Annotated in this window: 22 protein-coding genes; 13 read left to right on the forward strand and 9 right to left on the reverse strand. The window is 70.7% G+C overall.

Annotated features, from left to right (window positions below; genetic code table 11):
• Positions 1–4: 4 nt before the first annotated feature.
• The 3 genes from ASE01_RS09960 to ASE01_RS09970 are packed head-to-tail and all read left to right on the forward strand — an operon-like array spanning position 5 to position 5,075.
• Positions 5–1,807 carry a hypothetical protein gene (locus ASE01_RS09960; protein WP_056750423.1) on the forward strand — a complete coding sequence of 601 codons (1,803 nt, stop codon included), beginning with the start codon at positions 5–7 and terminating at the stop codon, positions 1,805–1,807.
• Positions 1,807–2,598, forward strand: a complete 792-nt coding sequence (locus tag ASE01_RS09965) for a hypothetical protein (RefSeq protein ID WP_056750426.1) — start codon at positions 1,807–1,809, stop codon at positions 2,596–2,598. The genes ASE01_RS09960 and ASE01_RS09965 overlap by 1 nt, the downstream gene beginning before the upstream one ends.
• A 26-nt stretch (positions 2,599–2,624) precedes the next feature.
• The gene (locus ASE01_RS09970; protein ID WP_056750428.1) at positions 2,625–5,075 is read left to right on the forward strand and encodes an FHA domain-containing protein; all 2,451 of its coding nucleotides are present in this window, start codon (positions 2,625–2,627) and stop codon (positions 5,073–5,075) included.
• 13 nt (positions 5,076–5,088) lie between these two features.
• Here ASE01_RS09970 and ASE01_RS09975 read toward each other — a convergent pair whose 3' ends face one another.
• From ASE01_RS09975 to ASE01_RS09990, 4 genes are read right to left on the reverse strand one after another with little or no spacing between them, the layout of a single operon-like run.
• On the reverse strand, positions 5,089–6,303 hold the full coding sequence (locus tag ASE01_RS09975; RefSeq protein ID WP_056750429.1) for an ABC transporter permease: 1,215 nt from the start codon (positions 6,301–6,303) through the stop codon (positions 5,089–5,091).
• Complete coding sequence (locus tag ASE01_RS09980) at positions 6,300–7,181, reverse strand: ABC transporter ATP-binding protein (RefSeq protein WP_056750432.1); 882 nt, start codon at positions 7,179–7,181, stop codon at positions 6,300–6,302. Before ASE01_RS09980 ends, ASE01_RS09975 begins: the two co-directional genes overlap by 4 nt.
• A 35-nt stretch (positions 7,182–7,216) precedes the next feature.
• A complete protein-coding gene (locus ASE01_RS09985; RefSeq protein ID WP_056750434.1) occupies positions 7,217–7,918 on the reverse strand; it encodes a response regulator in 702 nt (233 codons plus the stop codon).
• Positions 7,915–9,255: a sensor histidine kinase gene (locus ASE01_RS09990; protein ID WP_056750437.1), complete on the reverse strand. Its 1,341-nt coding sequence runs from the start codon at positions 9,253–9,255 to the stop codon at positions 7,915–7,917. Before ASE01_RS09990 ends, ASE01_RS09985 begins: the two co-directional genes overlap by 4 nt.
• 59 nt (positions 9,256–9,314) lie before the next feature.
• Between ASE01_RS09990 and ASE01_RS09995 the strand changes: the two genes are divergently transcribed.
• The 10 genes from ASE01_RS09995 to ASE01_RS10040 all read left to right on the forward strand — a co-directional run bounded on the left by ASE01_RS09995 (position 9,315) and on the right by ASE01_RS10040 (position 16,276).
• On the forward strand, positions 9,315–10,373 hold the full coding sequence (locus ASE01_RS09995; RefSeq protein WP_056750440.1) for an LLM class flavin-dependent oxidoreductase: 1,059 nt from the start codon (positions 9,315–9,317) through the stop codon (positions 10,371–10,373).
• A gap of 192 nt (positions 10,374–10,565) precedes the next feature.
• Entirely contained in the window at positions 10,566–10,787 is a 222-nt protein-coding gene (gene infA, locus ASE01_RS10000) for a translation initiation factor IF-1 (protein WP_028656368.1), read from the forward strand.
• Between the two features lie 43 nt (positions 10,788–10,830).
• On the forward strand, positions 10,831–10,944 hold the full coding sequence (gene rpmJ / locus ASE01_RS10005; RefSeq protein ID WP_008361054.1) for a 50S ribosomal protein L36: 114 nt from the start codon (positions 10,831–10,833) through the stop codon (positions 10,942–10,944).
• A 161-nt stretch (positions 10,945–11,105) separates the two neighbouring features.
• Positions 11,106–11,483 (forward strand): 30S ribosomal protein S13, encoded by a 378-nt coding sequence (gene rpsM / locus ASE01_RS10010; RefSeq protein WP_056707962.1) that lies wholly within the window; start codon positions 11,106–11,108, stop codon positions 11,481–11,483.
• A gap of 55 nt (positions 11,484–11,538) precedes the next feature.
• Positions 11,539–11,940, forward strand: a complete 402-nt coding sequence (gene rpsK, locus ASE01_RS10015; protein ID WP_056750442.1) for a 30S ribosomal protein S11 — start codon at positions 11,539–11,541, stop codon at positions 11,938–11,940.
• A 32-nt stretch (positions 11,941–11,972) separates the two neighbouring features.
• Complete coding sequence (gene rpsD, locus ASE01_RS10020) at positions 11,973–12,581, forward strand: 30S ribosomal protein S4 (protein ID WP_056750444.1); 609 nt, start codon at positions 11,973–11,975, stop codon at positions 12,579–12,581.
• A 109-nt stretch (positions 12,582–12,690) separates the two neighbouring features.
• Positions 12,691–13,713: a DNA-directed RNA polymerase subunit alpha gene (locus tag ASE01_RS10025; protein ID WP_056750447.1), complete on the forward strand. Its 1,023-nt coding sequence runs from the start codon at positions 12,691–12,693 to the stop codon at positions 13,711–13,713.
• 280 nt (positions 13,714–13,993) lie between these two features.
• Positions 13,994–14,554: a 50S ribosomal protein L17 gene (gene rplQ / locus ASE01_RS10030; protein WP_056750450.1), complete on the forward strand. Its 561-nt coding sequence runs from the start codon at positions 13,994–13,996 to the stop codon at positions 14,552–14,554.
• 88 nt (positions 14,555–14,642) lie between these two features.
• On the forward strand, positions 14,643–15,659 hold the full coding sequence (locus ASE01_RS10035) for a 4-hydroxy-3-methylbut-2-enyl diphosphate reductase (protein ID WP_200958805.1): 1,017 nt from the start codon (positions 14,643–14,645) through the stop codon (positions 15,657–15,659).
• Positions 15,659–16,276, forward strand: coding sequence for an L-threonylcarbamoyladenylate synthase (locus tag ASE01_RS10040; protein WP_056750453.1), 618 nt, complete (start codon positions 15,659–15,661; stop codon positions 16,274–16,276). Before ASE01_RS10035 ends, ASE01_RS10040 begins: the two co-directional genes overlap by 1 nt.
• Positions 16,277–16,286: 10 nt before the next feature.
• On the opposite strand, the gene ASE01_RS10045 is transcribed toward ASE01_RS10040, so the two are convergent.
• The 5 genes from ASE01_RS10045 to ASE01_RS10065 form a co-directional block, all read right to left on the reverse strand.
• On the reverse strand, positions 16,287–16,712 hold the full coding sequence (locus ASE01_RS10045) for a DUF6542 domain-containing protein (RefSeq protein WP_157537245.1): 426 nt from the start codon (positions 16,710–16,712) through the stop codon (positions 16,287–16,289).
• Positions 16,713–16,778: 66 nt separating this feature from the next.
• On the reverse strand, positions 16,779–19,016 hold the full coding sequence (locus ASE01_RS10050) for a bifunctional diguanylate cyclase/phosphodiesterase (protein WP_082605976.1): 2,238 nt from the start codon (positions 19,014–19,016) through the stop codon (positions 16,779–16,781).
• A complete protein-coding gene (locus tag ASE01_RS10055) occupies positions 19,009–20,922 on the reverse strand; it encodes a glycosyltransferase (RefSeq protein ID WP_200958806.1) in 1,914 nt (637 codons plus the stop codon). Before ASE01_RS10055 ends, ASE01_RS10050 begins: the two co-directional genes overlap by 8 nt.
• Position 20,923: 1 nt before the next feature.
• A complete protein-coding gene (locus ASE01_RS10060; protein WP_056750466.1) occupies positions 20,924–22,603 on the reverse strand; it encodes a hypothetical protein in 1,680 nt (559 codons plus the stop codon).
• On the reverse strand, positions 22,584–24,518 hold the full coding sequence (locus ASE01_RS10065) for a cellulose biosynthesis cyclic di-GMP-binding regulatory protein BcsB (RefSeq protein ID WP_056750468.1): 1,935 nt from the start codon (positions 24,516–24,518) through the stop codon (positions 22,584–22,586). The genes ASE01_RS10060 and ASE01_RS10065 overlap by 20 nt, the downstream gene beginning before the upstream one ends.
• Between the last annotated feature and the right edge of the window lie 130 nt (positions 24,519–24,648).

A 24,648-nucleotide genomic window follows, 5' to 3' on the forward strand; every position in this document is an offset into this window, starting at 1 on the left:
GCTGGTGGCCTCGCTGCTCCTGCTGCCCTCGGCCCTGCTCGCGCTGGGCTCCCCGGCGTACGCCGCCGACCACACGACACCGGACGGCGCCGGCTACTCCGGCCCGACGGCGGTCGTCTTCGGCAGCACCATCCGGGTCGAGGGGACGGGCTGGAAGCACCCCGACGGCTCGGGGTCGGGTGTCGTGGCGAAGCTCGACGCTGCTCCGGGCAACCCTGGCGTCCAGACCAACCGGGTCGTCGCCGACCCGGTCAACGGCGGCAGCTTCGCCGACAAGACCGTGCAGGGCGCGGTGCTGGCCAACGCCTCCGGCGACTGGCGCATCGACATCCCGTTCCCGAGCCTGCTGAACTCCTCGACCGACTGGCTCCCGGGGGAGACCCACCTGGTCCGCCTGCTCAGCGGCGGACTCAGGAGCGGGGACACCCCGCGGTCCGTCGTCGTCGAGTTCTCGGTGAGCGAGCCGTCCAACACGTGCGCCGACACCAACGCCACGGTCGAGATCGGTTCACCGACGGCCGAGCTGGGTGGCAAGGTCCGCCTCACCGGCACCGGTTGGTGCCACCCCTCCGAGGGTGCGTCGAGGATCGCGATCAAGCTCGACCAGGGCGCGCACTCACGTGTCGCCGGGATCCTCGGCGACAACGCGACGATCTGGGCGATCATCGACCCGGACCCGGCAACGGGCTCCTTCGACACCGAGATCACGCTGCCCGACGGCACTCTCGCCACGTCCAGGGACGAGGCCGGCAAGGCCTTCGGAGAGGGCGGCCACTGGCTCAACCTCCTGACCGGGAGCCTCAAGCCCGGTGACGTCGGTCGGAGCCTGCGCGTCGACTTCACGGTCGGCGCCTACTCGCCGAGCGGCGCACCGACGCCCCTGGGCGACGACGAGCTCACCGCCGCCACGAAGGGCGGCGTCGAGGTCGTCCGCAGCGCGACCTCCCTCGCCGTCACCGTGCCCGGCACGGTCAGGGGCGACTGGGTGCACCTCGACGTCTACTCCAGCGGCGCGCCGCGGGCGCTGTGGGGCGGCACGAAGTGGTTCCGGGTGGGCGCCGGCGGAGTCGTCACCGCCCCGCTCGCGGGCATCACACTCCCTGTCGGCTCCAACAAGCTGACCGTCCAGTCCGGCAACCAGGGTGAGGTCGGTCGACTGCTCGGCTGGGCACCGCTGGTCGTCACGGCCACCGGGTCCTCCGGATCGGGCACCGGATCGACGGGCTCGTCCGGCGGCTCGTCCGGATCGGGCGGCACCACCTCCAGCGGGTTCACGCCGGTGGCCGCCGGTGTCCCGGCTCCTGCTGCCGCGACGGCGCCGCCGACGACACCTGCCGCTCCGGTCGCCTCGATGGAGGAACTGCACTCCGACAACGCAGGCGAGGTGAGCAGCGTGCTCGAGGGCACCGAGCTGCTCATCACCGTGCCGGGCGGTGGCCTCGGTGAGTGGGTCCACGTCCGTCTGTACGACGCCGCCGGTGACGTCGCCCTCGGCTGGGCCCAGCTCGACGCCAGTGGACAGTTCCGGGTCGACGTGAGTGCTCTCGGCACCGCCCGGTTCAAGCTCGCCCTCCAGGGCGCGGACGGAGCGCTCATCGGCTGGACGGGTGCCGGCGCGGACACGCCCACCGCTGCTGTTCCGGCCGGGGCCTCCGGTGCGCCTGCTGCGTCCCCCCGGGTGAGCGACGAGGGAATCGGCGCCACCACCCTGCTCAACTTCGGGCTCTCCGGCGTCGGAGTGCTCTCGCTCCTCGGCACGGCCGCTGCGCTCGGCGCGGGCCGTCCCTCCCGAAAGGTCGCTCCTTGATGTCCACGAAGCCCCGTCGTACCAGCGTCCTGCTGGCTCTCGGCGCCCTGCTCCTGCTCGTGATCGGTCTCGGCGCGACCGCGTCGGCCATCCCGGGCGGCGGCGCCAGCCCGAACACGCCCGGCACCTCCTCGTCGATCCCGACTCCGTCGGTGCCGGTCGGCGGGACCATCCGGTTCCAGGTCGGTGGCTTCCCGGCAGGGGAGACCCTCTTCATCAAGATCGACGACGAGAAGTTCTGCGCCTCGCCGCCGTTCGGTGCGTGCGTCTACCACCAGCAGAAGATCGGGGCCAACGGGTCGGTCAGCGGTTCCTTCACCCTGCCGGCGGGCCTGGCGCCCGGACCGCACCACCTCCGGTTCCTGGCCTCCGAGCAGACCGATGCCGGGCTCAAGGGCTTCACCCGCAAGAGCCCCGGATTCACCGTGACCGCGGCCAGCATGGGCTCGGGCTCGACGGGCTCGGGGTCGACCGGATCGGGCTCGGGCTCCTCGAGTGGCGGCCAGGTCGGCGCCGGCACCACCACCGGTGCCACCGGCGCGGTCACGCCGGGAGCACAGGACACGACCACCGGCACCCTGGCGGCCGGGCCGCGCGAGGCCCCGGCCCAGGGCGCTGAGGGGGCCGCCCCCGCCGCGGAGCCGCAGGCGACGCTGGTGGCCGCGCCGAGCGCCGCACCGGTCGAGAGCGCGGACATGACGTCGGTGCCGTGGATCGGGCTCTACGTCCTGATCGGCTGCCTGCTCGTGTCGAGCATGACCACCACGGTCGTGGTCCTCAGGCGCCGCTGAGCGAGCATCGACTAGGGTTTCGCGTCGTGGACCGACTCCAGGTGCAGTGGTCAGGAACGACCCGGACGTTCGAAGGTCCTCGCGTCGTCGTGGGACGTGAGCTCGACTGTGACGTCCCCGTCGCCGATGCCCGTGCGTCGCGGCACCACGCCTTCCTCCAGGTCGAGGACGGCATGTGGGTGGTCGTGGATGCCAGCAGCAACGGGACCTTCGTCGCCGGGCAGCGGATCACCCGCCTCCCGCTGACCGGAGCGCCTGTCAGCCTCCACCTCGGTGGCCCGACCGGCGAGGCCGTCGTCGTGACGGTGCTCGCCGCCCAGGGTCCCGGCGGGGGAGTGCCGGCAGCGCCCCCGCGCCCGCAGGCAGCGCCCCACTCGTCCCGGCCGGTCCCGGCCCCCCAGCCGCCTCAGCCCCAGGCGCCCCTCGGCGGCGAGTTCTGGAAGAACCTGCCGCCGCCGCAGCTGCCCGCCAGCGGCGCACCGGCCGACGCCTGGCGTCCGGTCGGGGTGCTGCCGCCGGGCCAGTTGCCGCACGGCCACTCGGTGGTGCTCCCGCAGCAGGTGCAGTCCGGCCGCTCGCTCGGCATCGGTCGCGACCACGACAACGACATCGTGCTCGACGACGCACTGGTCAGCCGTCGGCACGCGCGCCTCGACCCACCCACGGCGACCAGCCTCGCCGTCCTCCACGACCTCGGCTCCTTCAACGGCACCTTCGTCAACGGCCACCGGGTGCAGGGCGCTGTCCAGCTGCCGGTGGGCTCCGAGATCATCTTCGGCAACCAGACCTTCCGCTGGGACGGCCACCAGCTCGTCGCCTCCTCCACCGCCCACGAGTTCACGTTGTACGCCGACGGCCTCACCCAGGTGGTCGGTGGCGGCAAGCGTCTGATCGAGAACATCTCCTTCAAGCTCGAGCCGCGCAGCCTGACGGCCGTCATCGGGCCCTCGGGCGCAGGCAAGTCGACCCTGCTCGGCGCGCTCACCGGGCTCAAGCCGGCCAGCCACGGCCGCGTGATCTGGCAGGGCCACGACCTCTACCAGCACTACGACCAGCTGCGCTTCCAGATCGGTCTCGTCCCGCAGCAGGACATCCTGCACCCGCAGCTGAAGGTCAAGCAGGGGCTGCGTTTCGCCGCCCAGCTGCGTCTGCCCCCGGACACCACGGCGCAGGAGTGGGACGCCCGCGTCAACCACGTCGCCAACCAGCTCCAGCTCACCGAGCGCATGGAGAACCGGATCGGCACCCAGCTCTCCGGCGGCCAGCGCAAGCGTGTCTCGATCGCGACCGAGCTGCTCACCGCACCGCCGCTGCTGTTCCTCGACGAGCCGACGTCCGGCCTCGACCCCGGCCTCGACCTCGAGGTCATGCGCCAGCTGCGAAGCCTCGCCGACGACGGCCGGGTGGTGATGGTGGTGACCCACTCGGTCCTCGCTCTCGACGTCTGCGACAACGTGCTCGTGCTGGCCCCGGGCGGCAAGATCGCCTACTTCGGCCCTCCGGACAACGTGCTGGCGCACTTCGGCAAGACCAACTACCCCGAGGTCTTCGACCTGCTGGACGACGCCGACCTGTGGCAGCGCATCCCGGCGCCCCAGCACGCGTCCTCGACCGGGCAGCTGCCGCAGCAGTCCTACGGCGCCGCGGTGCCGGCGCCCCCGCGCCAGTCGGTCTCGCGCCAGCTGTCCACGCTGGTGAAGCGCAACCTCGCGGTCGTCCTGGCCGACCGACTCCTGCTCGGCATGCTCGTCCTGCTGCCCCTGATCCTGGGCGGGCTGAGCCGGGTCGTGCCCGGCAGCGCCGGCATCTCGGTCGCCGAGGCGGCCGGCCGGGTCGGGGAGGCGCAGCAACGTGTGACGGTCCTCATCGTGGCCGCCTGCCTGATGGGCACGGCCCTGGCGATCCGTGAGCTCGTCGGCGAGAGACCGATCTTCCAGCGTGAGTACGCCGTCGGCCTCTCGCCCGGCGTCTACTTCACGAGCAAGGTGCTGGTCCTCGGCAGCGCCGCCTTCGTGCAGGGCCTGGTCGTCACCTTCCTCGCGACGGTCGGACTGCCCGGTGCGGACGGCCAGCTCGGCACGTTCCGCGTCGCCATCGCCATCGCCCTGTTGTCCTTCACCATGGTCGTGATCGGGCTCGCGCTCTCGGCCCTCGTCACGAGCAGCGAGCAGACGATGCCCGCCCTGGTCGGCCTGGTGATGCTGCAGCTGGTGCTCTCGGGCGCGCTGTTCGAGATCGCCGGCCGGGTCGGTCTGGAGCAGATCGCCTGGCTCTCCCCGTCACGCTGGGGCTATGCCGCCTCGGCCTCGGCGATCCAGCTCGCCGACGGCTTCGCCGACACCGACAAGGCGGACTGGATCGCCGAGAGCGGTGGCGCGCACTACGTCATGGACCTGATGGCGCTCGGCCTGCTCGGTGTGCTCGCCTTCGGACTCGGGCTCCTGCTCGTGCGACGCAGCGCGACCTCCGACAGCTGAGGCGCGTCCCTGGTCACTCCTCGAGACGCCAGGCCTGCCGCATCGAGAGCTGGCCACCGCTCTGCATGAGCGCCCGGCGGTAGATCCGTTCGGCCACGAGGACCAGGGCTGCGGCAAGGGCGAGGAGCAGGCCCAGTGCGACCACGGCCTCCCACCACTGGGCCTCGCCGTTGATCAGTCGCACCGGCATCGCCACCGCTGACAGGGGCGGGACGAACGATCCGATCGTCTCGGCCCGTCCCTCGAGGAAGGCCGAGCCGAGGAAGACGGCGAGCAGCAGCATCGTCACCGGGGTGGCGGTGGACTGGAGGTCCTCGTTGCGGCTGGCGAGCGCGCCGGCCACGGCCCACAGGCAGGCCAGGGCGAGGAAGCCGACCAGGAAGAAGGCCAGGAACCACACCAGGTCACCGGTGAGGCCGGGGATGAACGAGCCGTAGTCGGTCAGGCTCAGCCCGAGCATCCCGACGGCGACGTACACCGTCAGCTGCCCGACCGCCAGTGCGGTGTTGCCGATGACCTTGCCGGCCAGCAGCTGTCGCAGGGGTACGGCGGCCGCGATCATCTCCACGATCCGGGACTGCTTCTCCTCGGTGACGCTCTGGGCCAACGTCATGCCGAAGATGATCGAGGCGAGGTAGAACATGAAGGCGAGGGCGAACCCGAGGAAGTCGCGCAGCTCGGAGAGCTGTTCGTCGCCGTCGAGCTGACGCACCGCGAGTTCGGTGCCTGCGGTCAGCTCATCGACACTCGTCCCCGCCGCGTCGGCATTCCTGGCCAGCACCTCGGCCTGCACCGTCGTCTCCACCACCGAGCGCAACGCGTCCGGAGCGGACTCGCGGGTGACCAGGGTCCAGATGCCCTCGGCGTCCTGGGTGACCCACGCGTCGGCCGACTCGTCGTCGACGGCGGCGCGGGCTGCGGCGTCGTCGTCCTCGGTGAGGGCGGTGATCTCGACGTCCTCGTCGATCCCGGGCGCGTCCTCCACGAGCCGCTCGACCAGCGCGGCGGCCTGGGGACTGCTGGTGACGACGTCGTACGAGCTCGTCCTGCTGTCCAGCCACGCCTGGAGACCGATCAGGCCGACCAGGATCGCCAGGGTCATCAGGGAGCCGATGATGAAGGAGCGGTCGCGGAGCTTCACGCCGATCTCGCGACCGGCGACCACCGCCCAGATCGGGCTGGTCCTCTCAGGCTTCTGGGTCTGCTGGTTCGTCGTCTCGCCACTCATGCCGTCACCTCGCGGTAGATCTCGCTGAGCCGGGGGACGACCCGGCTGAAGTCGTGGACCGGTCCGCGTGCAGCGGCCTGTCCGAGGAGCTGTTGCTCGGCACCGTCGCTCAGCACGTCGAGCACGGCTTCGGGACCGGACACGTCGACCACCTGGAGCCCGGACAGCTCGCGCACCCAGCCGGCGTCGGCTCCCAGCCGGATGCGGTAGCGCAGCGGGGCGCCGGCCCGCAGCTCGTCGGCGGTGCCCTCGGCGACCACCCGGCCGCGGGCCATCACGACCAGCCGGTCGCAGAGCTGGTCCACCAGGTCCAGCTGGTGGGAGGAGAAGACCACCGGGACGCCGCTCGCGGCACGCTCGCGGAGCAGGTCGGTCATCGCATCGATCGCGAGGGGGTCGAGACCGGAGAAGGGCTCGTCGAGGATGAGCATGTCGGGTCGGGGGACCAGCGCCGCCACGATCTGGACCCGCTGCTGGTTGCCCAGGGAGAGCTTCTGCAGGGGCTCCTTGGTCCGCTCGCCCAGGCCGAAGCGTTCGAGCAGCTCGATGATCTCCCCACGTGCGGCGGCGGGCTGGAGGCCGCGCAGCCGGGCGAGGTAGACGAGCTGTTCGAGGATCGGCTGCTTCGGGTAGAGGCCGCGCTCCTCGGGCATGTACCCGAAACGGCGCCGGTCGGCGGCGTCGACGGGACGCCCCTGCCACCGGACCTCTCCGGCGTGGTGGGCCAGGACCCCCATCGCCATCCTCATGGTGGTCGTCTTGCCTGCGCCGTTGCCGCCGACGAAGCCGGTGAGTCCGCCGGCGGGCACGGTGAAGGAGACGTCGTCGACGGCGACGAGGTCGCCGAAGCGTCGGGTCAGTCCTCTGATCTCGAGCATGGCCCCACGCTAGGGGCCACGACGGGTCGCGCGGATCAGCCGGAGGGCGGAACCCGGCCGGTCCCGTCCTCCTCCGCAGGGAGGAGGTGGTGCTGGTGGACCCAGACCACTGCGCGGACCCGGTCGCGCAGGTGCAGCTTGGCCAGGCACCCGGACACGTAGGTCTTCACGGTGGCTTCGCCGAGCACGAGCCGCTCGGCGATCTCGGCGTTGCTCAGTCCCTGCCCGAGCAGGAGCAGCACCTCGCGCTCACGGTCGGTCAGCCGTGCCAGCTCGGGGGGAGGGAGCCGCGCCGGGTCGTCGGCGGGCGCGGCCGTGGTCATCCGCTCGATCACCCGCAGGGTCACCTCGGGGGCGAGCAGGGCGTGGCCCGAGGCGGCGGCGCGGACGGCGGCCACCAGGGCGTCGGGATCGGAGTTCTTGAGCAGGAACCCGGTGGCGCCGGCGTCCAGGGCGTCGAAGAGGTAGTCGTCGCGGTCGAACGTGGTCAGCATGACGACCGGTCCCAGCCCCTCGGCGACCAGCTGGCGGGTGGCCTCGATCCCGTCGGTGCCGGGCATCTGCACGTCCATCAGCACGACGTCCGGCCGCAGGGCGCGGGCCCGGGCGACGGCAGCTGCGCCGTCGGCCGCCTCACCGACGACCTCCATGTCGTCCTCGACGGACAGGATGAGCCGGAAGCCCGAGCGCACCAGCTGCTGGTCGTCGACCAGCAGCACCCGCACCGGCGTGCTCACGTCTCCTCCAGCGGGAAGCGCACGCGGACCCGGTACCCGCCGACCGCCCGCGGTCCGACATCGACGGTGGCCCCGCGAGCCGTGGCGCGTTCGCGTACGCCGAGCAGGCCGAGCCCGCTCCCGGACGTGCCCTGGCGGGGTCGACCGTCGTCGGTCACCTCGATCTCGGCATAGGGAGGGGTGGCGACCCGGTCGACGCGCAGCGCGAGGTGCGCGGTGCCGGCGGTCGAGTGGCGACGGACGTTGGTGAGCGCCTCCTGGGCGATCCGGTACAACGAGGTTCCCAGCGGCCCGGGGAGCGAGTCGGCGGCGCCGACCGGGTTCTCGACCAGGTCGTAGCCGACCTGCAGGCCCGGACCAGCGGCATGCTCGGCCAGGGAGGGCAGCTGGTCCACGGCGGGCTCGGGCGCCCGGTCGGCGGGACCGTCCGCCGGCCCGCTCGGTGCCCGCAGCGTGCCGACGAGGCGCCGCATCTCGGTCACGGCGTCGCGGGAGGAGTGCTCGACCTGCGACAGCGCACTCGCGACGGCGGCGTCGTCGCGACCCAGCACCCGGCGGCCGGCGGCGGCCTGGATGCCGATCACCGACACGTGGTGCGCGACCACGTCGTGCAGCTCCCGTGCGATCCGGATCCGCTCGTCGAGGACGGCCCGCTCCCGCAGCTCGGTGGCCTGGCGGGCGATCGTCTCCGCCTGCTCGGCCAGCCGGCCGCGCTGACGCGCGCTGCGCCAGGCCACCTGTCCGCCGATGACGGCGCCTCCGAAGTACAGCGCGTTGACCAGCGCCGTGGTCAGGACCGCAGCGACGACCGGGCCGACCAGTCCGACCTGCTCGTCGGCCTCCAGCCCGAGGTCGTCCATGAGGTTCTCGTAGGCATTGCTGAGCGAGAGCTGCCAGGCGATCCACACCGCCATGCCGAAGAGCACCACGCTGACCACCACGAGCATCTGCCGGCGGCTCCGTGCCCAGGCGGCGCCGGAGAAGAACGCAGCGAAGTAGACGATCTGCAAGGGGATCGCGCCCATCAGGCCGGGCAGCAGCACCCCCGTCAGGAACATGTGGATCCCCGCGAGGACCAGCACGGTGAGCGGCCAGCGCCGGCGGAAGACCAGCAGCAGACAGCCGCTGGCGATCACTGCCCAGTGCACCCACCAGTGACCGGGGGTGTGCTCGAACGCGTTCATCGAGCGGAGCAGCTCGACCATCGTCACGCTCGAGGCGAAGGTGACCAGCCCGACCACGACGTCCACGGGCCCCAGCCCCGTCGGCCGGGCCCAGTCGTCCTCGACCGCGAAGAAGGCGAGGACCCGCTCGCGGAGCAGGCGGCGCGCGTTCACCCAGTCACACTAGTCACGGTGCGGGAATGCCCCCGTCGCCCCGCGCCTTGGACCCAGTGATGACTTCCGCCGATCTGCCCCGCCTCTCCGTCCTGGACCTCGTCCCCGTCCGCAGCGACCAGACGAGCGGGGACGCCATCGCCGCGTCCCTGGACCTCGCGCGCAGCGCCGACCGGCTCGGCTACGAGCGCTTCTGGGTGGCCGAGCACCACAACATGCCGGCCGTCGCCGCGACCAACCCGCCGGTCCTGATCGGCCTGCTCGCCTCGGTGACCGAGCGGATCCGGCTCGGATCCGGGGGCGTCATGCTCCCCAACCACGCGCCGCTGGTCGTCGCCGAGCAGTTCGCGCTCCTCGAGGCCGCCTTCCCCGGACGGATCGACCTGGGCATCGGCCGCGCCCCCGGCAGCGACCCGGTGACCAGCTGGGCACTGCGCCACGGCGCCGGGGGAGTGGACGACGACGCAGTCACCCGTTTCCCGGAGTACGTCGACAACGTGCTCGCGATGATGGAGCCGGCCGGCGTCGGCCTGGCCGTGCGCGGTGGCCAGCACCTCCTCAAGGCCACCCCGGTCGCGCGCTCGGTGCCGCAGATCTGGCTGCTGGGCTCCTCGGACTACTCCGCCCGGCTCGCTGCGGCCAAGGGCATGCCCTACGTCTTCGCCCACCACTTCTCCGGCACCGGGACCGCGGAGGCGCTCGCGCTCTACCGCTCGACCTTCCAGCCCTCACCCGAGCTGGACCAGCCGCGCACCTTCCTCACTGTCAACGCCTCGGTCGCCGAGAGCGAGGAGCAGGCCGCCCGGCTCGCGCTCCCGCAGCTCCTCCAGATGCTGGCGCTGCGCACCGGGGCACCGCTCGTCGCCCAGCGCACCGTCGAGGACGCCGAGACCATCGTCGACGCCGGACTGCCCGAGGGCCACGAGTCGCTGATCGAGGCCATGCGGACCCGCTGGGTGATCGGGAACGCCGCGGGTGCGCGCGCCCGGATCGCGGAGCTCGCCACGACGTACGGCGTCGACGAGGTCATGGTCAACCCGGTCGGCGGCGCCCTCGTCGGCACCGCTGCGGCCACCTCGCCTGCCCGTGAGCAGACCCTGGAGCTCCTCGCAGGCTGACCGGAGGCGAAGGGCAGCCGCTCGTCGATTGGGACTTCGCCGACGGGTCCACATAGACTGGCGTGTCGGTCCAACGTGGATTTCGTGTGTGGTGCACGAGTTCGCGAGGTCCACCGCGTCCCCGCCCTCATCGGCAGGCCCCGGAGGTTCCCGGACCACCGGTAGACAACATCCCCTACAAGATTGTGAGACATGGCAAAGAAGGAAGGCGTCATCGAGATGGAGGGCTCCGTCGTGGAGGCCCTTCCGAACGCCATGTTCCGCGTGGAGCTGAGCAACGGCCACAAGGTCCTCGCTCACATCAGCGGCAAGATGCGTCAGCACTACATCCGGATCCTCCCCGAGGACCGCGTGGTGGTGGAGCTCTCCCCGTACGACCTCTCCCGTGGGCGGATCGTCTACCGCTACAAGTGAGCCACCGGCTCACTGCTGTCGCCACTAGCTAGAAAGGGCTGACATGAAGGTCAACCCGAGCGTGAAGAAGATCTGTGACAAGTGCAAGGTGATCCGTCGCCACGGCCGCGTCATGGTGATCTGCGAGAACCCGCGCCACAAGCAGCGCCAGGGCTGAAGCCCTGTCGTTCGACCACAACTGAACATCAACCCATCAACGTGATCGCTTAGCTGCCCGCAACGGCAGCGAATCACCTCCGGAGCGGATGGCCGGAGCTGGGACCCAGTGCCCGGACGCATCACGACCAGACCACCGTGAATTCCAAGGAGACGCCTTTCATGGCACGCCTCGTCGGAGTTGACCTCCCGCGCGACAAGCGCATCGAGATCGCACTCACCTACATCTACGGCATCGGCCGTACCCGCTCCCAGCAGCTGCTGGAGGTCACGGGCGTCAGCCCCAACCTCCGGGTGCACGAGCTCGGAGATGAAGAGCTGGTCAAGCTCCGCGACGCCATCGACGCCGCGGGCATCAAGATCGAAGGTGACCTCCGTCGTGAGGTCCAGGCCGACATCCGTCGCAAGATCGAGATCGGCAGCTACCAGGGTCGCCGTCACCGCATGGGCCTTCCGGTCCGCGGACAGCGCACCAAGACCAACGCTCGTACCCGCAAGGGCCCGAAGCGCACGGTTGCCGGCAAGAAGAAGGCCAAGTGATCTGAGCCTCCGGCTCATCACTGCCTCACGACCAGCTTTCTCAAGGAGATAACGCATGCCTCCCAAGGCTCGCGCGGGCGCCAAGAAGGTCCGCCGCAAGGAAAAGAAGAACGTTGCTCAGGGCGAAGCCCACATCAAGAGCACGTTCAACAACACGATCGTCACGATCACCGACCCCACCGGGGCAGTGATCTCGTGGGCCTCCGCCGGCACCGTCGGCTTCAAGGGCTCCCGCAAGTCCACCCCGTACGCCGCACAGATGGCTGCCGAGGCAGCTGGTCGTCGGGCGATGGATCACGGAATGAAGAAGATCGACGTCTTCGTCAAGGGCCCGGGTTCGGGCCGCGAGACGGCGATTCGTTCGCTGGGTGCGATCGGCCTCGAGGTCGGCACCATCCAGGACGTGACCCCCGCCCCGCACAACGGCTGCCGCCCGCCGAAGCGCCGGCGCGTCTGAGCGTCTGACCAGGACTTAGAGGAGATACCACCATGGCCCGTTACACCGGACCTATCACCAAGAAGTCGCGCCGTCTCGGCGTCGACCTCGTCGGCGGCGACGCTGCCTTCGAGAAGCGCCCCTACCCGCCCGGACAGCACGGCCGCGCGCGGATCAAGGAGAGCGAGTACCGCAACCAGCTGCAGGAGAAGCAGAAGGCGCGTTACACCTACGGCATCCTCGAGCGCCAGTTCCACAAGTACTACGTGGAGGCTGCTCGCCGCCAGGGCAAGACCGGCGACAACCTGCTCCAGCTCCTGGAGTGCCGCCTCGACAACGTGGTCTACCGTGCCGGCTTCGCCCGCACGCGCCGCGCTGCTCGCCAGCTCGTGTCCCACGGACACTTCCTGGTCAACGGCAAGAAGGTCGACATCCCGTCCTTCCAGGTCACGCAGTACGACATCATCGACGTGCGCGAGAAGTCGCTCGAGATGACGCCGTTCATCGTCGCCCGTGAGACCCACGGCGAGCGGGTCGTCCCGGCCTGGCTCGAGGCAGTCCCGACCCGCATGCGGATCCTGGTGCACTCGGTGCCGGTTCGCGCGCAGATCGACCTGCCCATCCAGGAGCAGCTCATCGTGGAGTACTACTCCAAGAAGTAGTTCTCGAGGCGGTCGGGGGCGGCAACGTCCCCGACTGCACCCTCTCTTCTCCTATTCGCACCACATCTGGATCCTCATATAGCGGTCGATCCGGAAAGGAAAGAAAAAAGTGCTCATCGCACAGCGCCCCACCCTGTCGGAGGAGACCGTCGACCAGTTCCGGTCGCGCTTCGTCATCGAGCCCCTCGAGCCCGGCTTCGGCTACACGCTCGGCAACTCGCTGCGTCGTACCCTCCTCTCCTCGATCCCCGGTGCCTCGGTCACGAGCATCAAGGTCGACGGCGTCCTCCACGAGTTCTCGACCATCGAGGGCGTCAAGGAAGACCTGACCGAGATCATCCTCAACCTGAAGGGTCTGGTCGTCTCCTCCGAGCACGACGAGCCCGTCACGATGTACCTGCGCAAGTCCGGTGCCGGTGACGTCACGGGTGCCGACATCGCGCCGCCCGCCGGCGTCGAGGTCCACAACCCCGACCTCAAGCTCGCCACCCTGGGCGACAACGGCAAGGTCGAGCTCGAGCTCGTCGTCGAGCGTGGCCGCGGCTACGTCTCCGCCGTCCAGAACAAGGGTGCCGACAACGAGATCGGCCGGATCCCGGTCGACTCCATCTACAGCCCCGTGCTGAAGGTGACCTACAAGGTCGAGGCCACCCGAGTCGAGCAGCGCACCGACTTCGACAAGCTCGTCATCGACGTCGAGACCAAGCCGTCCATCCTGCCCCGCGACGCCATCGCGTCGGCCGGTAAGACGCTGGTCGAGCTCTTCGGCCTGGCCCGTGAGCTCAACGTCGAGGCCGAGGGCATCGACATCGGCCCCTCGCCCGTCGACGAGCAGCTCGCCGCCGACCTCGCCCTCCCGGTCGAGGACCTGCAGCTGACCGTCCGGTCCTACAACTGCCTCAAGCGCGAGGGCATCCACACCGTGGGTGAGCTCCTCAGCCGCTCGGAGCAGGACCTGCTGGACATCCGCAACTTCGGTGCGAAGTCCATCGACGAGGTCAAGGCCAAGCTCCACGAGATGGGCCTGTCCCTCAAGGACAGCGCTCCGGGCTTCGACCCGTCCGCCGCCCTCGCGAACTACAGCGAGGACGAGGACGAGGACGAGAGCTTCGTCGAGGACGAGCAGTTCTGAGTTGATGGCGTGAGCGTGTCGCCAGTCGACGAGGACCGCACGGGCGCTCGCTGCGCTCGGCCCGCGGGACCTCGTCGACGCGGCTTCGCCGCGGGCGACACGCTGCCACGCCGCGGTTGGCTTCCGTAGGACCAGCCTTGGTCTGGCGGCAAGACGGCCGCGGGTGAATCTCACCAGTACCACCGCAGTTCGCAGCAGCACCTTCACCTGAATCTCCGGTACCTCACACGGCCGGATCCACCCCCGGTACCTCACACGGCCGGGGAGAAACGAGAGAGCAATGCCCAAGCCCAAGAAGGGGCCCCGCCACGGCGGGAGCGCCGCGCACCAGCGCCTCATCCTGTCGAACCTGGCCACCGCGCTCTTCGAGCACGGCCGGATCACCACGACCGAGGCCAAGGCGCGCACGCTGCGTCCGTACGCCGAGAAGCTGATCACCAAGGCGAAGAAGGCGCACGCGGGCGAGAACCCGCTGCACCAGCGTCGCGAGGTCCTCAAGGACATCCGCGACAAGGGCGTGGTCCACACGCTCTTCGCCGACATCGCGCCGACGTTCTCCGAGCGTCCGGGTGGCTACACCCGGATCACGAAGATCGGTCCCCGTGCGGGCGACAACGCCCCCATGGCCGTCATCGAGCTGGTGACCGAGGCGTTCACGCCGTCCGCGCCGAAGGCCCCCAAGGCCGAGCCGGTCGTCGAGGCTGCTCCGGCTGAGGTCGAGGAGGCCCCCGTGGCCGCCGAGGTCGAGGCCACCGAGGTCGAGGAGACCGAGGCCGCTGAGGTCGAGGCCACCGAGGAGGCTCCCGCCGAGGAGTCCGCCGAGGACGCCGACAAGGCCTGAGCCCTGCTCAACCGAAGGCCCGCCACCCGCGAGGGTGGCGGGCCCTCGTGCTTTTCTGCTGGCTCGCGAAGGTCCGTAGACTGGAGCCATGACGATCGACCTGGGGACCCCTCGCCTGATCGAGGACGGCCAGCGTGAGGTGCTGCTGGCGGCCCCGCGGGGCTACTGCGCCGGCGTCGACCGCGCGGTCGTGACCGTCGAGCAGGCGCTCGACCTCTACGGCTCGCCCGTCTACGTGCGCAAGCAGATCGTCCACAACAAGCACGTGGTGGCCAACCTCGAGGCGCGCGGCGCGATCTTCGTCGAGGAGCTCGACGAGGTCCCTGCTGGCGCCACCGTGGTCTTCTCCGCGCACGGTGTCTCGCCCGCCGTCGTCAACGAAGCGGCCGAGCGGGAGCTGAAGACCATCGACGCGACGTGCCCGCTGGTCACGAAGGTGCACCGGGAGGCCGTTCGATTCGCGGCCGACGGCTACACCATCCTGCTGATCGGACACGCCGGTCACGAGGAGGTCGAGGGCACCGCCGGCGAGGCCCCCGATCAGACCGTGCTCGTCGAGCACCCCGACGACGTGGACCGCCTGGAGTTCCCTGCGGACGCCAAGCTGGCCTGGCTCTCGCAGACGACCCTGAGCGTCGACGAGACGATGGAGACGGTCCGGCGGCTGCGCGCGAAGTTCCCCCAGCTCGAGGACCCGCCCAGCGACGACATCTGCTACGCCACCCAGAACCGCCAGGTCGCCGTCAAGGAGATCGGCGCCACCGCCGACCTGGTGATCGTGGTCGGCTCTGCCAACTCCTCCAACTCCGTGCGCCTGGTCGAGGTCGCCCTCGAGGTCGGCGCGAAGGCGTCGTACCGCATCGACGACGTGTCCGAGCTGGACGAGGCCTGGCTGGAGGGTGCCGCCACGGTCAGCGTCACCTCCGGTGCGTCGGTGCCCGACCACCTCGTGACCGAGGTCCTGGCCTACCTCGCCGAGCGCGGCTACCCCGACGCCCGGGCGGTCCAGACGGCCGAGGAGACCTTGGCCTTCTCGCTGCCCAAGGAGCTGCACCGCGACCTCAAGGCCGCAGGACGCAGCACCAAGACCGCCGTACGGCTCTGATGGCTCGCTACCTGGACGTCCACCCCGAGAATCCGCAGCCGCGGATGCTCCAGCAGATCGTCGACGCGCTGCACGACGATGCCCTGATCGCCTACCCGACCGACTCCGGCTACGCCCTGGGCTGCCGGGTCGGCAACCGCGACGGGCGGGACCGGATCCTCAAGATCCGCGGCCTCGACGACCGGCACCACTTCACCCTGGTGTGTCGCGACTTCAGCCAGCTCGGGCAGCTCGTCCACGTCGACAACGCTGCCTTCCGGGCGATCCGCTCCGCGACGCCCGGGCCCTACACGTTCATCCTGCCCGGCATGCCCGAGGTCCCGCGTCGGTTGCTCCACCCCAAGAAGCGCACCGTCGGCGTCCGCATCCCCGACCACGTCGTGGTGCGCGAGATCCTGGACCTGCTCGGCGAGCCCCTGCTGTCCAGCTCACTGATCCTGCCCGGCGAGACCGAGCCGCGGACGATGGGCTGGGAGATCAAGGAAGACCTCGACCACGTGGTCGACATCGTCGTCGAGGCGGGAGAGACCCCGGCCGAGCCGACCACCGTCGTGGACTGGTCCGACGGCGCCCCGGAGATCATCCGTCGCGGTGCCGGCGACCCCGATCGATTCTGAGCACGCTGCGTCAGCGTGGGTGACGTTCGGCGTACTGACGCCGCACGAGCAGCAGGGCCAGGCAGGCGCCGTACCCACCGGCGAGCGCGAGGGCGTGGGCCGACAGCCCTGAGACCGTGGCCTGGACCGCGCCGTCGCCCGCCTGGGCGATGGCCCCCGGCTCGCTGACGGCGAGCAGGAGGACGACCGTGAACATCGCGAGCGGTGGTGCCACCCCGACCGCGAAGAAGTCCTCGTGGCGGATGGTCAGCGCGGCGGCGACGCTGAGCGTCACGAACACCAGGTCGTAGAACAGGCCGAGGCCCTCGGAGAGCATCAGGTCCAGGACCATCGCTGTCACCAGCAGGGCGATGCCCAGCGGGACCGCGTCGCGTGCGGGGCGGACGCCCTGCTCCCACAGCGTGCGCGGCCGTGGACGTACGACGGCACTGGACACGTTCTCCACGTTAGTGCGGCAGGTCCCCGGATCCGGCGACCTGGGTGCCGTGTCGTGGTGCCGTGCTCAGAACGACGTACCGGCGCGCAGCCGCTCGAGGAGCGCTTCGGAGGTGAGGGGACGGGCGACGGCCCACCCCTGCAGCAGCCAGACACCGGAGCCGCTGGCGAAGGCGCGCTGCTCGGCGTCCTCGACCCCCTCGGCGACGACGGGGAAGCCGAGGTCGACCAGCAGGTCGGTGACGTGCACCAGCAGACGACGTCCGGCGGGGGTGTCGGTGGCGACGATGTCCCGGTCGATCTTCACCAGGTCCCACGGCCACTGGGTGAGCAGCGAGTAGGTGGCGTAGCCGGCGCCGTAGTCGTCGATGGCCAGCCCGATCCCTGCGTCGCGCAGCTCCTCGGCGGTGGCGCGGTGATCGTCGGTCCAGTCCTCGAAGGCGCGCTCGGAGACCTCCAGGACGAGCTCGATGCCGTGGATCCGCACCAGCTCGCGCAGGGTGGCGAGCAGGCCGCTGTCGGAGCGGAGCTGGGCGAACTCGATGTTGACCAGCAACGTGATCCGTCGGCCGACGAGCGCCTCGACCTGCCGGACGGCGTCGATGGCCCGCCGTGCGACGACCTCGGTGACCTCGTCGAGCAGGCTGGAGCGTTGGGCGGAGCCGACCACCAGCACGGGGGACAGGCGTCCGAAGACCTGGTCCTCGACCCGGACCAGGGCCTCCACGGCCTCGAGCTCACCGCTCTTCGCGGCGACCAGCGGCTGGAGGACCACGGCGAATCCGTCGTCGGAGAGGAGCCGGGCGATCACTTCCGACTGGGCCTCGGCCTGGACGCGCGGCCGGGCGTCCCTGGCCGCGCGCATCGCGGACTCGGCCCGGCGGATCACGGCGTCGATGAGCTCGTGCGGATCACGGGAGGCGGCCACACCGAGCGAGGCGCTCACCTGCATCACCTGGTCACCGATCGCCTGGGGCTCCTCGACGAGACTGCGGACCCGGGCGTCGAGCTCCTCGACGGCCGCGTCGCTGTCGAGCACGGTGAGCAGGATGAACTCGTCGCCACCGAAGCGGCACATCTCGACGTTCTCGGGGAGTCCGGTCCGCAACCGTGTGCCGAGGGCGCTGAGCACGAGGTCGGTGTCGAGGTGACCCAGCTCGGTGTCGAGTGGCTCGAGCCCGTCGAGGTCGAGGAAGACCACCACGATGCGGCGCTGGCCGCCGCGGGCATTGCCGAGACGCTCGACCCGCTGGCGGAAGTGGGGGTACGTCGGCAGCCCGGTCAGGTCGTCGGTGGTCGCCTGGTGGCGCAGCTGCTCCTCCTTCAGTGCGTGGGCGCGGGAGGTGTCGGAGAGTCCTGCGAGGGCGCTGAGCAGCCGGGCATCGGCCCGGGTGAAGGGGAGGTCGCCGCGCACCCGTTCGACCACGAGGTAGCCGTGCTCGTGGAGAGCGATGCTGAGCTGGCCCGGCCCGCTTCCGCTGGAGGGCTGGGTCCGTGCGTCCTGCGCCCGGATCGCGGACCTCGCGAATCCGGCGAGGGTGTTCTCGATCTGGTCGGCGGGCCACGGCATGGCCTGGCCGGCGGCCGCCAGCGCATCGACGCCCCGCACGCTCGCCTGGAGCCGGGCGAGCAGGATCTGTCCGACCACGAAGGTGGCCAGGCAGGCGGCTCCGAGCAAGCCCGTGATGAGGTGCGGGTCGTGGGTGTAGGCCTCGCGCAGCATCGCCACGACGCAGCAGGCCAGGACGAGTCCGCCGAACGCGAGCCCGGCGTCAGCGCGTCGTACGCCGCCGACGACCCGGTCGATGTGGCGCACCCCGACGCGCAGGAGCTCCAGCGTGACCAGGGTGAGGGTGTAGACGACGGCGGCCGTGACGGCACGGTCGACCGGCCAGAGGACGGTGTCGATCGAGCGCGAGACCGCGACCATGGTGGCGCCGCCGAGCACCTCGATGCTGCCGCGGCCGATGCTGCGCCCGGTGTCGAAGAGCACCAGGTGGCTGAGCAGCACGACGACCGCCCAGACCGGCAGGAACACGAGCGGGTGGTCCAAGTCGTAGGCGAACAGGACCGCTGGCGCCGTGCTGGCGCGCAGCGCCCCGGCGGCGGACTCGATCACCATCCCGTAGCGGATCAGCACCGGCACGCTGGCCAGCGCGACGATGCTGAAGGTGTTCCAGTCCGGGAGGGAGAAGTCGTGCTTCGCGGCGGTGCCGACGATCACGGCCAGGGCCGCGACGAGGAGCCCGACGTCCAGGGCACTCACGCTGCGCCGCAGCGCCCGTCGTCCGGAGGGCTCAGACATGCGCGGTGCTCTCGTAGTCCTCGGAGATCCCGTGCGGCGTCTTCTCCCAGTGGTGCGGGCTGAAGATCGTCTGGAAGAGCGCCCGCCACGCGGCCCAGGAGTGCAGGCACCAGTAGAGCGGGTTCAGGACAGCGAAGATCCCGATCCGCCAGTTGTAGCGCTGGGCGGCGACCAGACCCGACACCAGGATCATCAGTCCGTTGCCGGCCACCGCGGTGACCAGGCTGCTCACGACCACCCAGCTCGGTAGGTCCAGGCCGATGAACTGCACGCCGACATAGGTGATCAGGGTGAACCCGAGGACGAGCGGATAGGCGAGGAAGGTCAGCGGCGTCCCGAGGATCAGGCCGATCATCCCGACCATCCCGAGCGGGCCGACCCGTCGCAGGAACTGGATCGGGTGCCGCAGGTTCACGGCCGCCGTGATCATGTAGCCCTTGATCCAGCGCGTGCGCTGCGGGATCCAGGCCGAGACGGCCGCGCACGCCTCCTCGCCGGTGCTGGAGTCGAGCACGTCGACACGGTAGCCCTGCACGGAGGCGCGCAGCCCCAGGTCGGCGTCCTCGGTGACGTTGTACGGATCCCACGCGCCGAGCTCCTTGAGCACCACGGTGTCGAAGTGGTTCGACGTACCTCCGAGGGGGAGCGGGACACCGCTGCCCTCGATGCCGGGCAGCATCGACTCGAACCAGTGTGCGTACTCGATGGCGAACATGCGGGTCAACACGTTGTAGTCGGCGTTGAAGTAGTGCAGTGCAGCCTGCACGCAGGCGAGTCGCGGCCGTGTCGAACCGAGGTGCTCGTGCTCGAACGCATCGCGCTCGAAGGCGGCCACGGCCTTGCGCAGCTGCAACGGCTCGGGCTTGTCCTCGGCGTCGTAGATGACGACGTACTTGCCGCGGGCGAAGGCCAGGCCGTAGTTGCAGGCACGGGGCTTGGTCTGCGGGTGTCCGGCGGGGACGACGAGCAGGCGCACGTAGTCGGGCGGCGAGACCCTGCGGGCCGCCTCCACCGTCTCCGGGTCGCTCTCCTCCATCAGCACGATGACGTCCAGCTTGGAGCGCGGGTAGTCCAGTGCACCCAGGTTGGAGATCAGCTTGGGGATGATGTTGGACTCGCGGAAGGCCGGGATCAGGATCGTGTAGACCGGGAGGTCGGCGTCCGAGCCGTGCGGCTCCCACACCGGCGGCAGGCCGCGACGATCCCGCTCCTCCATCTCGGCCAGCCGGCGTCGCTCGCGGTGGGCGCGCACGATCGGCGACCGGATGCTGGAGCCGACCTTGAACAGGATGCTCAGCAGGAACACCACATTGGTCGCCGACAGGAGCACGACGAAGCCCTTGCGGGGCTCCAGCACCGCGAACGCGATGAAGGCGGCGAGCAGGACGAGTGGTGCGTAGAGCTGGATCCGGGTGAGTCCGGGGCGCGCGGAGTGCTGGGGGCTCTGCTCGGCGAGCTCGTCCTCGGCGAGGTACTGCAGCTTGCCGCGGTTGGCGTCCTCGGTGGCCCGGAAGACATCCCAGTGCGTGCTCGCGACGAACTCGACCTGGTCGGTCCCGAAACGCTCGCGGACGTCGTCGATGAGTTCCGGGGTGGGGCGCACCGACGTGGCGACGACCAGGGTGCCGTCGGCCTCGAGCTCGCACGGCACCCAGCCCAGCGAGCTGATGTCGTGGAGCTCGATCCGTCCGGCGACGGTCGGATCGGGTGGGTCGGCGATCAGGTCGCGGGACCGCGTCTCCCACAGCTCGGCGAGCGCGTCGTACAGCGCACGTCGGTCCAGTGCACCCGAGAGCAGCAGCTGCTGACCGAGCTGACCGCCCTCGTCACGTTGCTGGGCGAGGGCGGTGTCGAGCTCGGCGCGGGTGACCCGGCCGGTCGCGACGAGGTGTTCTCCGATCTGCACGTCAGCCGCCGATCCTTCGGTAGACGCCGAGGTCGGCAACGGAGTGGACGAGGGCGTAGTCAGCGAGGAACTGCTGGTCGGTCGCCAAGGCCTCGGTGACCAGGTCCAGCGCTGCCTTTGTGGCGTACGTCGTCACCTGGGTGCGGTGCATGACGACCCAGCGCACCGAGCGCTGCGGGGCCGCCAGGGCGTCCTCGAACGCCTCGCCGGCCGCCCGGTTGTAGACCTCGTCGAAGTCGATCGCGATCACGGGGGCCACGGCCAGTTTGTCCGCACTCTCGTCCATCAGCAGTCCGCCGCCGTCGTAGTTGTCGTGCAGCCAGCGTGCCATCTCCTTCACCTCGGCGAAGTTCTGCTCGCCGAGCTTGCCCTCCTCGATGACCGTCATCCGCTCACCGGGGTCCCCGGCCCACCACAGGTTCTGGCCGATCAGGCCGGCAGCGCAGGCGGTCAGGGCCACTGCGGCCACGACAGCGCGCGGTCGCGGGGCGGCGAAGGAGCTCCGGCTGACGAGCTGCTGGACGAGGTAGGCGCACAGGAGGGCGGCCCACGGAGCGGCCGAGAGGACGTAGCGGTTGTTGTAGGCACCGGAGGGGAGCGAGACGTCGTTGACCATGATGTGCTGGCCGGTCGTCAGGCTGAACAGCAGGAAGGCGCTCGACGTCCCGGCGAGCCAGATGGTCAGCGCCTTGTCGTCGATGCCGCGGCGCCAGGTGAGGACGGCCAGGCCGAGGCCGGCCGCCACGACCTGGATCAGGCCGATCGACTCGATGATCGCCCAGCCGAGCACCTTGAAGGACAGGCCGAAGTTCCCCTTGGTGGTCAGCTGGCCCTGCTCGATGAAGACCTGGGTGAACGCGGCGGCGGAGTACGGGCCGGTGAGGAACTCGACCGGGTTGCCGTACCACGCGGTGTTGTAGGCCAGCCACCAGGCGATGGCGGCCAACGGCACGGAGGCGAAGGACGCGGCCAGGGTCAGGGCACGACGTACGCCGTCGCCGCGGCGGACCACGACGAACAGGACGAACACCGAGCCGCTGACGACCAGCGCCCAGCCCTCGTAGCGGGTGAGCACGCCGCAGGCGGCCGGCACACCGGCGAACACCGCCAGCTCGCCACCGCTGAGCTTGCGACCGCTGAACGCCCAGCCGGCGAGTCCCGCGATGCAGGCGAGGATCGCGGCGATCAGCACGGGCTCGGTCAGCGCGGTGGTGTAGGCGTAGAGCAGGCTCGGGTTGGCCAGAAGCACGGCCAGACCGACGACCCGGGCGGTGGTGCCGAGGTCGAGCCGCGCCATGATCCGCCACAGCGCCGCGGCCGAGATCCCCAGGCACAGCGTGCCGAGGATGGAGGCCGCGATGCCGGTCTCGAAGAGGAACATGTTCTGCACGAGCGGCATGAGGAGCAGGTGCGGAAGCGGCAGCCACACGGTGCCGAGCTGCTGGAGCCCGGGCGTCTGGCCGTCGAGGATGCGACGGGAGATGGTGAGGTGCGCCATCGCGTCGCCGTAGTCCAGATTGGTCCCGGTGCGCACGGTGTGGAACGACGCCACGGCGCCGATCGCGCAGCCGAGCACGAACACCCAGAGGGTGCCGGGGACCTGACGACCGCCCCGTCGCGTCGCCTCATGAACGGGCGACGGGTCGGTCCGGGTCTCCGGTTCAGCCGCGATGGTCACCATCGGTGCGCCCCTGATCGGTGTGGGCAGCGGCCTGGGCGTCGACGATGCGGGTGATCGAACTGCGGCGGCGCCGGGCGAGGACCAGACGGAGGGCGAGGAGCAGGAGCAGGAGGCCGATGCCGCCGGCGAACCACCAGCCGAAGCTGCGCGCCTCCTCGAGCCGCTCGTCCTGCGGCACGATCGCGTTCGAGTCGAGCGTGAACGCCTCGGCGCTGCCGGTCTGGATCAGCAGGTCGGCGCTCAACGCCTCCCAGCCGTTCTCACCGATGAACTCGGATGCAGTGCGCTGGAGCTCCGAGCCGTCGCCCGAGGGAGCCCACGAGCCGAGCAGGAGCACGTCGTGGCCGTCGTGGCGGATGGCCTCGAACGCGGCGTAGGGCTTGTCCGTGCCGACCTCGAAGGTCGCCTCGGCGTAGTCGAGCAGGCGCATGCCCGACAGGCGCAGCGGTGCCTTCAGGGCGGTGCTGTCCTCCTCGCCGGCGCCGACGAGCAGACCCGAGGCGTCGCCGTCGAGGATGGTGCCGGGCTCGACCAGACGGACGTCGAGGTCACGGGAGGAGCGACGCTGCAGCGCCGCAACGATGTGGCTGGCGTCGATCGCCGCGGCGACGCGGTCCTCGGCGTGGGCGGAGATGGCCACGGGCAGGATCCCGCCGAGGGCCTGGGGGAAGGCGGCGAAGCCGGTGTTCGCGGCGCCCTCGCGGTCGGCGTGGACGGTGGTGGCCACCGTGTCGAGGTCAACCTCCATCGGGAGCTGGCGTCCGGTCGCGACGCAGGACTCGGGGGAGGGGATCGCGCTCAGCACCAGCACGAGGCCGTTGTCGCCGCGGACCTGGCTGGCGGGGATCTCCACCTCACGGTCCAGGACGGGGTCGGCGTCGAGCTGGGTCGAGTCGACCAGGCGGTCGTTGAAGTAGACGTCGAGCTGGGCCTGGGCGCCTTCGGGCACCGCGGTGTGCGTGCCGAGCAGGTTGACCCGGATCGAGCCGACCGGGCCACCGAACGCGTCCTGGCGGATGCCGACGTACTGCTCGACGCGGCCGTAGCCACTGAGCACGGCGCGCTCGACACCGAGGTCGGCCAGCGTCATCTCGTCGGTGCGCGCCACCTCGCCGGGCTTGGCGGCAAGGCCTTCGGTGACGGCGTCGTCAGCGAGGCCCAGGCCGTCCGAACCGAGGGCGCGCGCGGCGTCCACGAGCTCCTCGGCACCACCCGTGACGGACAGCGTCGCGACAGCGGCGTCCGCCTCGATCGCGGTGGTGGCGGCGCCCGAGCCTGCCTCGATCTGCACCACTCGGTGGCCGGCGGTGGTGCTGGTCGCGAGGTCGTCGGGCGTGGTCAGGCGCACGGTGGTGTCGACGGAGTAGCGGCCGCTGATCGCGGCGACGGCGGCGAGGCCGGCCTCGATCGTGGCGTCGTCGGCGTCAGCAGCGACGACCACGTCGACGCCGGAGGCGTACGCCGGGAAGAAGTCGGCGAGGGAGCTCGGGGTCCGCTCGCGGCCGGCGAACTGCAGCCGTACGTCGTCGAGGGTGGCCTGGGAGCTGTCGAGGGTCGCGCAGGCGGTGTCGGCGGCGCGTCCGTCGACGCGGAGCTGGACCTGGATCCGGTCGTCGACGACGTCGGCCGCGGTGACCGGGATGTCGACGCGGCTCTCGGCGCGGGCGGGGACACGCAGCGCGAGGCGTCCGTTGACGACGAGCGCGACGGTGCCGTCGAGGTCGTCGTCCAGCCGGAGCTGGCCGGTGATCGAGGTCGGGCGCACTCCTGCCGGAACGGGCACCTCGACCGATGCCGTCGAGCGGGTGTCGGCGGTGGCAGATCCCGGGATCGGGATCTCCTCGGCGTGAGCGGGGGTGGGGGTGAGCGCGATACCTGCCAGGACGGCGGTGGTAGCGATGGTGGCGCGAAGCAACGGATGGGGCCTTCCCTCGGGGGCGTCGCGGCGAGTATTGCGTGATCGCGCGAGGACACGACGCGATCGGGGTGCGCTGTGTCCGACCGGTGCCGGAGCGTGTCGATTTGTGGAGGAGCGTGTGCACCCG

Source organism: Nocardioides sp. Root190, from assembly GCF_001428565.1.
Taxonomy (GTDB): Bacteria; Actinomycetota; Actinomycetes; order Propionibacteriales; family Nocardioidaceae; genus Nocardioides.

Excerpts from the sequence above, each read along its gene's own strand:
- ASE01_RS09980 (WP_056750432.1), bottom strand. The coding sequence starts at position 7,181 with ATGCTCGAGATCAGAGGACTGACCCGACGCTTCGGCGACCTCGTCGCC.
- infA (WP_028656368.1), top strand. The coding sequence starts at position 10,566 with ATGGCAAAGAAGGAAGGCGTCATCGAGATGGAGGGCTCCGTCGTGGAG.
- ASE01_RS10040 (WP_056750453.1), top strand. The coding sequence starts at position 15,659 with ATGGCTCGCTACCTGGACGTCCACCCCGAGAATCCGCAGCCGCGGATG.
- ASE01_RS10060 (WP_056750466.1), bottom strand. The coding sequence starts at position 22,603 with ATGGTGACCATCGCGGCTGAACCGGAGACCCGGACCGACCCGTCGCCC.
- rpsD (WP_056750444.1), top strand. The coding sequence starts at position 11,973 with ATGGCCCGTTACACCGGACCTATCACCAAGAAGTCGCGCCGTCTCGGC.
- rplQ (WP_056750450.1), top strand. The coding sequence starts at position 13,994 with ATGCCCAAGCCCAAGAAGGGGCCCCGCCACGGCGGGAGCGCCGCGCAC.
- ASE01_RS10035 (WP_200958805.1), top strand. The coding sequence starts at position 14,643 with ATGACGATCGACCTGGGGACCCCTCGCCTGATCGAGGACGGCCAGCGT.
- rpsM (WP_056707962.1), top strand. The coding sequence starts at position 11,106 with ATGGCACGCCTCGTCGGAGTTGACCTCCCGCGCGACAAGCGCATCGAG.
- ASE01_RS09995 (WP_056750440.1), top strand. The coding sequence starts at position 9,315 with ATGACTTCCGCCGATCTGCCCCGCCTCTCCGTCCTGGACCTCGTCCCC.
- ASE01_RS09965 (WP_056750426.1), top strand. The coding sequence starts at position 1,807 with ATGTCCACGAAGCCCCGTCGTACCAGCGTCCTGCTGGCTCTCGGCGCC.
- ASE01_RS10050 (WP_082605976.1), bottom strand. The coding sequence starts at position 19,016 with ATGTCTGAGCCCTCCGGACGACGGGCGCTGCGGCGCAGCGTGAGTGCC.
- ASE01_RS09975 (WP_056750429.1), bottom strand. The coding sequence starts at position 6,303 with ATGAGTGGCGAGACGACGAACCAGCAGACCCAGAAGCCTGAGAGGACC.
- rpsK (WP_056750442.1), top strand. The coding sequence starts at position 11,539 with ATGCCTCCCAAGGCTCGCGCGGGCGCCAAGAAGGTCCGCCGCAAGGAA.
- rpmJ (WP_008361054.1), top strand. The coding sequence starts at position 10,831 with ATGAAGGTCAACCCGAGCGTGAAGAAGATCTGTGACAAGTGCAAGGTG.